Annotated in this window: 9 protein-coding genes; 3 read left to right on the top strand and 6 right to left on the bottom strand. The window is 47.1% G+C overall.

Annotation, left to right across the window (positions count from 1 at the left end; all coding sequences use genetic code 11):
- Positions 1-6 precede the first annotated feature (6 nt).
- The 3 genes from aguA to J2W69_RS15620 all read right to left on the bottom strand — a co-directional run bounded on the left by aguA (position 7) and on the right by J2W69_RS15620 (position 2,924).
- Entirely contained in the window at positions 7-1,113 is a 1,107-nt protein-coding gene (gene aguA, locus J2W69_RS15630) for an agmatine deiminase (protein WP_310280209.1), read from the bottom strand.
- 1 nt (position 1,114) lies between these two features.
- A complete protein-coding gene (gene aguB / locus J2W69_RS15625) occupies positions 1,115-2,005 on the bottom strand; it encodes an N-carbamoylputrescine amidase (RefSeq protein ID WP_310280207.1) in 891 nt (296 codons plus the stop codon).
- A 277-nt stretch (positions 2,006-2,282) separates the two neighbouring features.
- Positions 2,283-2,924 (bottom strand): peroxiredoxin-like family protein, encoded by a 642-nt coding sequence (locus J2W69_RS15620; protein WP_310280205.1) that lies wholly within the window; start codon positions 2,922-2,924, stop codon positions 2,283-2,285.
- 156 nt (positions 2,925-3,080) lie between these two features.
- Here J2W69_RS15620 and J2W69_RS15615 point away from each other — a divergent pair, with 156 nt between their 5' ends.
- Positions 3,081-4,241 (top strand): FAD-dependent oxidoreductase, encoded by a 1,161-nt coding sequence (locus tag J2W69_RS15615; RefSeq protein WP_310280203.1) that lies wholly within the window; start codon positions 3,081-3,083, stop codon positions 4,239-4,241.
- Here J2W69_RS15615 and J2W69_RS15610 read toward each other — a convergent pair.
- From J2W69_RS15610 to J2W69_RS15600, 3 genes are all read right to left on the bottom strand, one after another.
- On the bottom strand, positions 4,234-6,570 hold the full coding sequence (locus tag J2W69_RS15610) for a beta-L-arabinofuranosidase domain-containing protein (RefSeq protein ID WP_310280201.1): 2,337 nt from the start codon (positions 6,568-6,570) through the stop codon (positions 4,234-4,236). The two genes, J2W69_RS15615 and J2W69_RS15610, sit on opposite strands and share 8 nt — an antisense overlap.
- 69 nt (positions 6,571-6,639) lie before the next feature.
- Complete coding sequence (locus J2W69_RS15605; RefSeq protein WP_310280199.1) at positions 6,640-7,587, bottom strand: glycoside hydrolase family 43 protein; 948 nt, start codon at positions 7,585-7,587, stop codon at positions 6,640-6,642.
- A 30-nt stretch (positions 7,588-7,617) separates the two neighbouring features.
- Positions 7,618-9,003: an MFS transporter gene (locus J2W69_RS15600; RefSeq protein WP_310280197.1), complete on the bottom strand. Its 1,386-nt coding sequence runs from the start codon at positions 9,001-9,003 to the stop codon at positions 7,618-7,620.
- 323 nt (positions 9,004-9,326) lie between these two features.
- Between J2W69_RS15600 and J2W69_RS15595 the strand changes: the two genes are divergently transcribed.
- Both J2W69_RS15595 and J2W69_RS15590 read left to right on the top strand, forming a co-directional pair.
- Positions 9,327-10,364 carry an arabinan endo-1,5-alpha-L-arabinosidase gene (locus tag J2W69_RS15595; RefSeq protein ID WP_310280195.1) on the top strand — a complete coding sequence of 346 codons (1,038 nt, stop codon included), beginning with the start codon at positions 9,327-9,329 and terminating at the stop codon, positions 10,362-10,364.
- 127 nt (positions 10,365-10,491) lie between these two features.
- Positions 10,492-11,886 carry a family 43 glycosylhydrolase gene (locus J2W69_RS15590; RefSeq protein WP_310280193.1) on the top strand — a complete coding sequence of 465 codons (1,395 nt, stop codon included), beginning with the start codon at positions 10,492-10,494 and terminating at the stop codon, positions 11,884-11,886.
- The last annotated feature ends 106 nt before the right edge of the window (positions 11,887-11,992 follow it).

Below are 11,992 nucleotides of genomic sequence, written 5' to 3'. Positions count from 1 at the left end.
GTGAAATCACGCAGGTTGCTGCTGTGTTATGCAGTGCACATTACCGCCACCTAATAAAATTTCCCTTCCAGGCACAGTGACCACCTGATGTTTTGGAAAGACTTTACTCAGGATCTCTATCGCCACCTGATCATTTGCATCGTCAAACACCGGAACCACCAAACCCCCATTACATAAATAGAAGTTGATGTAAGAACCGGCTAAACGGGCTTCAGACTCACGAGGTACAGCTGCACCTGTTAAATCCACTGTGGCATATTCATCTGCTTTGGCCAGCATAGGAGCAGGCACAGGCAGCTTGTGTACTGTGAATTTACGGCCTTTGGCGTCAGTGCTGTTTTCCAGCACTTCTAAAGCTGCGCGTGAACGTTCGTACTGTGGATCGTTTTTATCGTCAGTCCAGGCCAGTAAGACTTCGGCAGGGCCGACAAAACAGCACATATTATCGACGTGACCATCGGTTTCGTCGTTAAAAATGCCTTCTTTGAGCCAAATCACTTTATCAATACTTAAATAGTCCGACAGCATCTGCTCGATTTGTTCGCGGGATAAATCCGGGTTGCGGTTTTTATTCAGCAAACATTCTTCAGTGGTCAGCAACGTACCTTCGCCATCAACATGAATAGCACCACCTTCCAGCACAAAGCCTTCAGTGCGGTAGCGTGCTGTACCTTCGATATTGGCAATCTTTTGTGCCACCTGATCGTCTTTGTGCCACGGGAAATACAAACCGCCGTTTAAACCACCCCATGCATTAAAGGTCCAATCCACTGCCCGCACTTCTTTGCCATTGGTGACAAAAGTAGGGCCTGTGTCACGACACCAGGCGTCGTCTGTTGAGGTTTCAACCACACGAATTGGGTGAGTGGTTGGCTCTAAGCTCAACTGCGCCTGAGCATTAGCAAACTGAGCGGCAGAAGCCAATACTGTGACAGGCTCAAAACGGGCAATAGCCCGAATCACAGCACAAAACGCCTGTTGAGCTGGCTTGGCGCCTAAACGCCAGTTGTCGGTACGCTCTGGCCATACCATCCAGGTTTGTTTATGCGTTGCCCATTCGGCTGGCATAAAAAAACCATCGGCACGAGGCGTACTGTTCAGAGTCACAGCCATCTTAGTTGTTACCTTCCGTAGGTGTGGTTTTGCCGTCTTTGGTTAAAATAGCACCGTATAAGTCGATACGACGGTCACGGTATACGCCCCAGTTGCGACGGTTTTTCGCGGTTTCGTCTAAATCGAAGGTGTGAACTAACACAGCTTCGCTGACTTCGTCGGCTTCTTCTACTTTGGCACCAAATTCGTTGGCAATAAAAGAGCTGCCGTAGAAGGTAATAGCGTAATCGTCTTCGGTTTCACGGCCAATACGGTTGGACGCAATCAGAGGCACTAAGTTAGCAGCTGCATGACCTTGCTGAGTGCGTTGCCAGTGTTCACGTGAATTGACTGTTTCATCATGAGGTTCAGTGCCGATAGCTGTTGGGTAGAACAGCAGTTCTGCGCCCATTAATGCCATGCTGCGGGCACATTCAGGGAACCATTGATCCCAGCAAATACCTATACCAATTTTGGCATAAGCTGTATCCCAGACTTTAAAGCCTGTGTCACCTGGAGTGAAATAGAACTTTTCGCTGTAGCCCGGGCCATCAGGAATATGGCTTTTGCGGTATAAACCCAGGTTGCTACCGTCGGCGTCAATCACGGCCACAGTGTTGTAAAAGCAGTTGCCAGCTTTTTCATAAAAGCTGATAGGCAGCACCACATTCAACTCTTTGGCAATTTTGCTGAAGTGTTTAATAGCCGCGTTGTCTTCGACACTAGTAGCGAACTCTAAATATTCATACTTTTGTTTCTGGCAGAAGTAGTTACGCTCAAACAGTTCCTGCAGCAGGATAATTTGCGCACCCTGAGCCGCTGCATCACGGACTAAGCGCTCACCACGGGCAATATTTTCGTCAACATTCCAGCCACCAATCATTTGGGTAGCCGCCACAGTTACCTTACGCATGCAAAGTCTCCTCAAGCCAGGGCTATAATTCAAAATTGAATTCAAAACAGAATTCGGATTTAAAGATGCAGCTACTTTAGTCAGTTTTGCCCTTGAGGGCAATCAAACAGGGGCAATCAAAAGCCTGGGCTGCAAGGGCGCGCAAAATGCCGTATTTTTGCGCTGTCGTCAATGAGTTTCAGGCTGTTAAGCCACAGTTTCAGGGCAGTTATCGCTGCCCTGAATTAACTATGGATTAATATGCAAAAATACCGGGTTTTTAGTGAATGTGAACGGGTTATTTGCTTTCTTTGGCTAAACGAGCCGCCAGCAACAACAGTTCCGGCTGCAAGCGGACCTTGTAATTAATATGCTGATAACTGTACTGCACTAAACCCTCTTTATTCAGGATATAAACAGCAGGCACAGGCAGCACCACTTTGCCACTACTTGCTTCCTTATTCAGATTCAGTTTGTAGGTAGTTAAATAGGTAACGCTGGTTTTTTCATCCAGATAATAAGCCACACCAAAAGCTGAGCTTAAATTGAACTGACTGTCCGATAACAGGGTATAAGTAATAGCGGCGCCTTTGGTCTCTTTTAAACTGGCCTGAATAGCAGCAGGGCTGTCTGGTGTCACAGCAATCAGTTGATAACCTAAAGCTTCAAGTTTAGGTTCAATCTCACGTAAAGCGGCCAGTTGCAGGTTGCAATAAGGGCACCAGCCACCACGGTAAAACACCAGTACAGTGTCTTGCTGTTTGAGCACTGAGCTAAGCTCTACGGCTTTGCCTGTCGCATCCTGCAGACTGACCATAGGCGCCTGCATGCCATTTAATAAGGGCTTAATGTCTTCAGGGTTTTGGGCAATACGGGGTTCTGCCAACAGACTAAAACTAAACAGGCTGAGGCTAAGTAACAGAATATGCTGAATTTTCATTTTGGTTTTTCCTTAAGTCATATGGGCTTATATACCGGAATAGCCTGAATAATCTTTCAGCGGGCGACGAATAATTGCTGATATAGCGCAAAGTAAAAACCGAAAAGCAGGGTAGAATGTTCTGAAGTGAGCAGGAGGTTTGAGCAGGAGGTTGTTGTGCTGGATATATTAATTGTAGGTGGTGGTATGGTCGGCGCTTCAGTGGCGCTAAAGTTAAGCCGTGCCGGTTTACAAGTGGGCTTAATTGAAAAGCAGCCTGTCACAGTTTATGACCCACAAAGTACTGTTGATCTTCGTGTATCCGCTATTAACAGACGAAGTGAGCAGTGGCTGACGGATTTGGGCGCCTGGTCTTTATTGCAGCAATGGCGTTTATGCCCTTATAAACGATTACAGGCGTTTGAAGGCGAACAGGCCGGACTCACTTTTCATGCCGATGAAGTGGCGCTGACCCATCTGGGTCATATAGTTGAAAACAACCTGATCCAGCAGGCGCTTTGGGCTAATTTTCCAGCCAACTTGCAACTGTTTTGCCCAGCCACTGTCACTGGTTTTGAGCAGCACGCTGACTATGCCAGTGTCACCACAGCAGAATTTGGTGAACTAAAAGCCAAACTTGTGATAGCAGCTGATGGTGGGCAGTCGCAGCTGCGCCAGTTAGCACAAATTGGCGTGTCGGGTTGGCAATATCAACAAAGCTGTTTAGTGGTTACAGTCAATACAGAATATGAGCAGCAGGACATCACCTGGCAGCAGTTTAACGAATCAGGCCCACGGGCTTTTTTACCTTTGCCAGGCAAGCAAGGCTCTTTAGTGTGGTACGACCATCATCATAAAATTAAACAGCTGGCGGCATTATCTAAAACCGCATTAGCGGAACAAATTCAGCAGGCTTTTCCGGCCAAACTTGGCAAAATTACAGTGGAACAAGCGGCAAGCTTCCCTTTAGCCCGGGTGCATGCGAAGGACTATGTCAAAGGGCGGCTGGTGCTGGTAGGGGATGCAGCTCACAGTATTAATCCGCTGGCAGGTCAGGGCGTGAACTTAGGTTTTGCCGATGCGATGCTATTGTCTGAGCTACTGGAGCAGGCTTTTGCGCAAGGTCAGGATTTAGCAGACCGTACTTTGTTAAAGCAGTACCAAAGCACACGTCAGCGTGAAAATGCGCTGATGATGTCGGCTATGGATCTGTTTTATCAAAGCTTCAGCAGCAGCTTGCCCCCTGTGCGTTTTTTACGTCAGTTGGGTTTAGCTGTGGCAGAAAAGGCTGGCCCGTTAAAGCACTGGGTCAGCCGTTATGCGGTGGGCATCAGTTAAGCGATAACGTCAGCAAACGCACCTGATAGAGTCCACCGGCGATGCTGCCGGGCTTGGCGACAAATTTGATCCTGAAATGATCGGCATTTTTCGGCAGCAAATCATTCGGGATTGGATAATCGACGCTGTACCAGTCCGGCCCCAGGCCGCTTTTCAGCTCCACGTCGGTTAGCTTTTTATCATCCAGCCAGACTTCAAACGCTCGTCCGCCATCCAGACCAAAATACTCCAGCCGTAAGGTCAGATGTTGCTGGCCCTTGTGGCTTAACTGATAACTAAACCAGCTTTTACTGTGCCGCCAATGTCGGCCTAAATTGATACCTGCTTCGCTTTGTTCACCCTGATAAAAATGATCCGACTCAGGCTGCTGTTCACCCGGATAGATTTTATCCAACGTTTGTTGTTCCAGTAAAGCTGCTGCTTCATCTTGCTGCTGTTGCGATGCTTTTTGTTGTTGCCAGCCTTCAAGGCTAGTGTGTTGAAAGTAGATTTGGTATCTGCTGTCATGCAGTCGGAAAAAAGGAATCAGCTCAGGCTGGCCTTGTAAAAAGCCCTGGCCTGTACTGAAGCTCAAGGGGTGATTGGGCAGACGCTTTAAGCTGGTGAGAAAGTTTTTTGTATCGCCAATATAAAGTGGGGCAGCTGAGACAGGGCAGGTTGGGCCCGAAGCTATATGACCCATTCTGCTGTCGTCACCAATAAATTTTAAGCTTTCGTTTTTAAAAGGTGCACTGCGACTGGCTAGCACTATAGGGCCGTACAATACCGCATGATAATCGGGCTTGGCTGGCATAGCTTCCAAACTGAGCTGCATCGGTAGCTCAAGTTTCACTTTGTCGCCTTGCTGCCAGGGGCCAGCGAGCCGAATATGTTCACCGGCTTTCGCTGTTACTTCAACTGCTTTGCCATTACGCCAGACTTTAACGGCTCCGGCCCAGGATGGATAACGCAGCTGCAGGTTCAGTTCGCTTGCTGCGTCAAATACCAATTCAGTGCTGTTTTCATCCGGGAATAGGGTCTGCTGATGCAGTTTTATCTCTGGAGTGTTCATGCTGGATGCTATCCATAAGTTCACTTGCAAAGCGTTGTTATCAAAACTGTAAATAAATTCGCCATGTTTGCTATGGCTTTCTATGCCTGATCCCACACAGCACCACATGCCTTGATCCACTTTGGAATAAACCCGGTAATGTTGGGGCCGCATCGGGGTAAAATAAACAAAGCCGCCATGCTCCGGATGCTGGCTGGCCAGAATATGGTTCCACAAGCTCCGCTCATAATAATCGAGGTATTTGCTTTGGCTAGTCTGGCGGTACAGCAGCATGGAGAGTTTCAGCATATTGTAGGTATTGCAGGTTTCAGGCCCTTCCACTTCATTTAGCATAGGGTTGAAGTCGTCTGTGGGATGAAAATGCTCCCTCACGCTATTACCACCTATAGCGACAGTGCGCTGCTCTACCACTAAAGACCAGAAATATTCAGCCGCTTTTAACCAGTTTTTATCACCGGACAATTCGGCAATACGGGCTATACCCACCACTTTAGGAATTTGGGTATTGGCGTGTAGGCCCGTCAGCTTGTCTTCGCCTTTCAGTAGCGGCTCTAGAATACGTAATTCAGTAAATTCTTTGGCCAATGCCATATAGCTTTTATCGTCATAAATGACCGCCATATCAGCCAGCACTTCGTTCATGCCACCATGTTCGGTCAGCAGCATTTGCTGGATTTGTTGCGGTGATAAGTTTTTGACCAGATTTTTCAGCCAGTTGCCATAATTCAGCAGCAGGGTTTTGGCTCGTTCATCGCCGCTTTGCTGGTAGGTATCCCGCAGGCCAGCGAAGGTTTTATGGATATTGTAAAAAGGCACCCAGTGTTTATTCAGGCTAAATAAATCAGCTTCAATCTGGCCTTGCTGAATTTGTTGCCACAAGGCTTTACTGCCAGGTACTCCGCCTAAATATCCCTGCTGTGCCTGCTGAATTTTCTGAAGTTCAGTCAGTAAATAATCCAGCCGGGCTTTGATCTGTTCATTTGTTGTAGCGCTATGCATAAAGGCCAGAGCTGTTAAATAATGCCCCAGCATATGACCGTCTAAACCGCTATTTTCCCAGTTGCCATAGGACTCTACCTTGTTTTCAATACCTGCTTCACGGCGTAGTGGTGCCAGCAATTTGTCCGTATCCAGCGCCAATAAGTACTTCAGATTGGTTTGCTCTGAATGCAAAAATGGGCCGTCGGTTAAGCGTACTTCTTTGAGTGGCACTGTCGTCAACGCAACAGCGTGCACACAGAAACTGGTGGCCAAAAACAAGGAAAATAATAGTCGCATGGCTTTATATCCTCGAGGGTCAGAGCCAAGGCTCTGACCCGGTATTTATTCCTGCACTTATTCTTGTACTTATTCCTGTACGGAAGGTCGGCCAAATACCGGCATACCCTGATCATCCCAACTCAGCGCTTTAACATAGGTATGGCGGTTTGGATCCCAAAGTGGATCGCCAACTATTTCAGTGTAAGTGCGGGCGTGATACACCAGTAAGTCGGTGTTACCATCAGCCGATACTGTAAAGCTGTTATGTCCCGGGCCATACACCTTATGTTCAAAGCAGCTTTGCAGCACTGGCTCTTTTAACTTATGCCAGCTTTGTGGGTCTATCAGGTTGGCATTTTCATCAGCCCACAATAAGCCCATTGCATAGTTTTCATCTGTGGCACTGGCGGAGTAGCTGATAAAAACTTTGCCATGACGAATAAGCACGCTTGGGCCTTCATTGACCCAAAAACCACGGGTTTCCCAGTCAAATTCCGGTTTACTCAAAAGCACTGGTGCGCTGCTGATTTTGTCCGGTGTGTTCATAGTGGCTATATATAAATTGCTGTTGCCTTCAATCTGGTTCTCTTTTTGCGCCCACAGATAATACAGTTCGCCTTGATGTTCAAAGGTCGTAGCGTCCAGACAAAAAGTATCCATGCCTGTATCCATCTGGCCTAAAAACTGCCATTGCCCTTCAACAGGGTTGGCGTCTTTGCAGCACATCACATACATACGGTGCTGGAACAGTTTGTTTTTAATCTCACGACTTGGAGCTGCAGCAAAGTAGATATACCAGGCGCCCTGACGGAAATGAATTTCCGGCGCCCAAATAAGCTCTGAATATGGCCCTGTATCGGGTTTTAACCAGGCTGTGATTGGTGTTGCCTGAGGCAGCTCTTCAATAGTGCGGGCTCGGCGCAATTCCACTCTGTCGTAGGCAGGCACTGAGGCGGTGAAATAATAATAACCATCGCTGTGGCGGTAAATACAGGGGTCGGCCCGTTGTTCAATTAAAGGCGTTAACAATCGCATAAAAACTCCAGTGCGCTATTTTAAAAAGACTTATTTAGCATTGACCAGTTGGACTGCAGGTGATGCCTGCTCAGGCTTTGGGGGCTCGATTTGGCCTGCCACCATCTGCTGATAAAAGCTGTCAGTAATTTTGTATTTGTACATCAAAAGACCCATGAGCAAATGGAAGAAGCCAGGGATCACAGATAACATCAGGGCTATACCTACTAAGCCAAATTCGCTTTGCACTTGATCGGGCTGATAATCAAAAAAGGTCAGCAAGCTGCCCACCACAAAACCCGCTACGCCCATGCCTGCTTTCTGGCAAAAGGAAATGCCACCAAAAGCTAAACCTGATACGCGCTGACCTGTTTTGTGTTCACCGTAATCTACGGCTTCGGCAATGGCTGACCAGAACACTGGTGCATGCAAATCCACTACAAAAGAGAGTAAAAAATACAACACAAAAGCCAGCCATAAATCACCTGGTTTCACCAGCACAAACAGCAGCGCACTTAACACTGCCACCACAATCTGGCTTAGACGAAAGAGTTTTACCTTGCAGTAATGTTTGGTGATCCAGGTCGAAGCCACCATCGCCAAAATAGCTGCCACCACACCGGTAGATAAAAAGGCCGACAGCATCATTGCATCACCACCCAGATAATATTTGGCGTAATAAGCCGCCACTGAGCCCCGGATCACATAGCCAATAGTGCCTGTGACACAAACAGCACATAAAATCAGCCACTGATCGTTTTTGAGCAAAAGCTTTAGTTGACTGAAAAAAGGTTTGGTTTCCACCTGATGCTGCAAACGTTCAGTGGTATTAAAAAAGCAGAATAAAAACAATAAACTGGCCATAGCGCCCATCAGTCCCATAGCGGCCTGATAACCGGCAGCCAGCTGGCCTTCGCCCCACTGTGCAGCTAACACTGGCACAATAATAGTCACTAAAAAGGCAGCAATTTTGGCGAAAAACAAACGATAGCCATTGGCGGATAAACGCTCCTTTGGGCAGTCGGTCAAAACGCCAATAATGGAAATATAGGGGATAGTGACAGCCGTAAACATCAGGGTGACGAAGATGTAGGTGGCATAAGCCCACACCAGCTTACCGTTGTAATCCAGATCCGGTGTTGAGAAGGTCAAAAATACCGAGATGCCAAAAGGGATAGCCATAAAGAGGAAATAATGCCGGTAGCGGCCCCAGCGGGTGGTGAATTTATCGGTCAGCATACCCATCAAAGGATCTGTGACCGCATCAATCAGCCGTACCACCAGAAATAAAATTGCAACGTCGGCGGCTTTTAAGCCAAAGATATCAGTGTAAAAAAACGTGATGATCAGCATCATGGAAGAAATCACGACATTGACGGCCATATCTCCGGCGCCAAAGCCAATTTTCTCCATGACAGATAGTTTATAACCTGCCATTCGACTCCCCTGTGGTTTACGTCAGTTTTATGCTCAGTTTTTCTCATCCGCCGTTAAAACGCGGTTGGATCCTGATGCTAAAACCTGTTTTATTTGGTTTATAATCTTATAGTATTACTATTAAATTCAGCTGGCAAGCCAGAAAAAAAGCTTCAACTTTTTCTGATATTTAATAGTTATCCATTTGTTTTGTATGGTTATTTTTAGAGTTTTTTTGTTGTCTTCAGCGCAACTTAAAGCAGTGGTGTTTCTGCCCGTTATTGCTTGCTGCGTTGAACTTATGCTATTTGTAATACAAATTCAACTAAAACAGGATAGACGACATGAGCAAGCTTAATTTCAGAGCTGTTGCACTTAGGTTGGCACTTTTTAGTGGCACTATGCTTTTGACAAACCCATTGCAGGCTGAGCAAGTCAGTATTCATGATCCGGTGATGGCGAAAGAAAAGGGGCAGTATTTTTTATACAGCACAGGGCCTGGTATCGCTTTTTATCAATCCAGCGATTTAAAAAACTGGCGTTTAGGTGGTCGGGTTTTTGCGACTGAGCCAGATTGGGCAAAATCGGTATCCCCAAGTTTTGATGGTCATATCTGGGCACCTGATATTTTTCAGTATCAGGGCAAGTTTTATTTGTATTACTCCATCTCAGCTTTTGGTAAAAACACCTCGGCTATCGGAGTCACAGTTAACACTACTTTGGATCCACAAGATCCAAAGTATCAATGGGTTGATCAGGGCATAGTGCTGCAGTCTGTGCCACAACGTGACTTATGGAATGCGATAGACCCTGCCATTATCCTGGATGAACAAGGTGAAGCCTGGATGAGTTTTGGCTCCTTTTGGGGTGGGCTGAAACTGGTGAAGCTGGATCAAAACCTGACCCGCATAGCGCAGCCTGAACAATGGCATACGCTGGCCAAAGCAGAGCGGCCAGCATTGTTAGATGATGCCGAACCTGGCCCGGCTGAGCTGGAAGCGCCTTTTATCTACAAAAAAGATCAGTTTTATTATCTCTTTGTTTCTTATGGAAAATGTTGTCGTGGTAAAGACAGCACTTATCATATGGTGGTCGGGCGCTCTAAAAGCTTAACCGGGCCTTATCTGGATAAAGAGGGCAAAGATTTAGCTGCTGGCGGCGGCTCTGTATTGCTCAAAGGCAACAGCGACTGGCCAGGCTTAGGTCACAACTCAGTATACGGCTTCGACGGCAAAGATTATCTGGTGTTTCATGCCTATGAGATGGCCGATAACGGCCTGCAAAAGTTGAAAATTACCGCCTTAAATTGGGATGAAAACGGCTGGCCGCAGGTTGACGATAAAGACTGGTTGAGTTATCAGAGTCAGCTACTTAAAAACTGATTGCTGCTTTTCTTCAGCAATCAAAAGTTGCATTTGTGAATTTCTGTTCTAGTTTATTTAGTTGTTATTGTATTACCAATGACGATGGCAACTAAAAATAACTATTCCGACAGACAAGGACATACTTATGCAACAAAAAAATACCAGATCGTCAGGCTACTGGCGATCCGGCCTGCAGGGCCTTCTGAGTTTATTCTGCGCTGCTGTACAAGCTGTGACTATAACCGGAGTGCCCAACTCGCACGATCCGGCCGGCCTTATCAAAGACGGCGACACCTACTTTCATTTCACCACAGGGCAAGGGATCTGGTATTCCACTTCCACTAATCTGACCCATTGGTCTGCAACAGCCAGTCCTGTGTTTCCGTCAGGCTGGCCGGCCTGGATCGACAGTGCTGTGCCGGGGTTTAGCGGAGCATTCTGGGCTCCTGATGTCATTCAGATGAAAGGTTATTATTACCTGTACTATTCGGTGTCTACTTTTGGCAGCTCACGTTCTGCTATTGGTGTAGCGCGTAGTGTTTCGCTGAAAAATCCAAACTGGGTGGATTTAGGTATGGTGGTCAGTTCCAGTGGTGCCAGCACTGATATTAATGCGATAGACCCTGCCTTGTTTCGTGATCACGATGGCCGTATTTATATGAGTTATGGCTCCTTTTTTGGCGGTTTAGGGCTGGTCGAAATCAATACAACCACAGGCAAAACCAGCGGTAATGTGCAGCATATTTACGGCGGCAATCATCAGAGCATCGAGGCTCCCTACATCAGTCGTCAGGGCAATTATTATTACCTGTATTTGAACCGTGGCGCTTGTTGTCAGGGCAGTAACAGCAGTTATTACATTCAGGTGGCTCGTTCCACCTCAGTCTGGGGGCCCTATCAGAACGAGCGCAGTTTATTGCCTAATCAAAGTGGCAATTACAAAGGGCCAGGCCATGTCGGAGTATTAAAAGACAGCGGTTGTCAGTATGTGTCCACTCACTATTACGACTTAAACGACGGTGGTAATGCCAAGCTGGATCTGCTGAAAATGAGCTTCAGTTCTGGCTGGCCAACATTAACCCGCAATTTCAGTGTGGGCAGTTGTGGTGGTGTCAGTGAAGGCACATACCGTATTAAAGCCCGTCATAGTGGCAAGTATTTGTCGTTAGACAATGCCTCAACCGGCAATGGCGCTTTGGTGGAACAATACAGTCTGGCTTCGGGCTTACATCAGCAGTGGCAATTAATTAGCCTGGGCGATGGCAGCTATAGTTTGATTAACAGTCACAGTGGTCAGGCGCTGGATGTCTGGGAATTATCTACCGCAGCAGGAGCCAGCATAGCGCAGTGGCCTTACTGGGGAGGCGCAGGACAAAAATGGTTGATTGAAGATGCTGGTGCTGGTTTTAGCCGTATTCGTTCGGTATTAAGTAACCATGTGCTGGACGTGAGCGGTGCCAGCACAGCCAATGATGCCAAAGTGCTGCAATGGACAGTCACCGGTGGCACTAACCAGCAGTGGCTGCTGGAGAGGTTGTAAATCTGGACGGCGGATGGCAAACACAACTGTCCGCCCCTGTTGTTTTCCGCTGCTTTTCGTTTTAGACTCATAAAGTCTTATTGTAGTACAAATATAAAATCAACAG

The sequence above is a fragment of the Rheinheimera soli genome, assembly GCF_031457405.1.
Classification (GTDB): domain Bacteria; phylum Pseudomonadota; class Gammaproteobacteria; order Enterobacterales; family Alteromonadaceae; genus Pararheinheimera; species Pararheinheimera soli_A.
This window is presented reverse-complemented; position numbering and strand designations above follow the sequence as displayed.

Bases quoted from the DNA above. Each gene is read 5' to 3' on its own strand.
- aguA (WP_310280209.1), bottom strand. From the start codon at position 1,113: ATGGCTGTGACTCTGAACAGTACGCCTCGTGCCGATGGTTTTTTTATG.
- aguB (WP_310280207.1), bottom strand. From the start codon at position 2,005: ATGCGTAAGGTAACTGTGGCGGCTACCCAAATGATTGGTGGCTGGAAT.
- J2W69_RS15620 (WP_310280205.1), bottom strand. From the start codon at position 2,924: ATGAAAATTCAGCATATTCTGTTACTTAGCCTCAGCCTGTTTAGTTTT.
- J2W69_RS15610 (WP_310280201.1), bottom strand. From the start codon at position 6,570: ATGCGACTATTATTTTCCTTGTTTTTGGCCACCAGTTTCTGTGTGCAC.
- J2W69_RS15605 (WP_310280199.1), bottom strand. From the start codon at position 7,587: ATGCGATTGTTAACGCCTTTAATTGAACAACGGGCCGACCCCTGTATT.
- J2W69_RS15600 (WP_310280197.1), bottom strand. From the start codon at position 9,003: ATGGCAGGTTATAAACTATCTGTCATGGAGAAAATTGGCTTTGGCGCC.
- J2W69_RS15595 (WP_310280195.1), top strand. From the start codon at position 9,327: ATGAGCAAGCTTAATTTCAGAGCTGTTGCACTTAGGTTGGCACTTTTT.
- J2W69_RS15590 (WP_310280193.1), top strand. From the start codon at position 10,492: ATGCAACAAAAAAATACCAGATCGTCAGGCTACTGGCGATCCGGCCTG.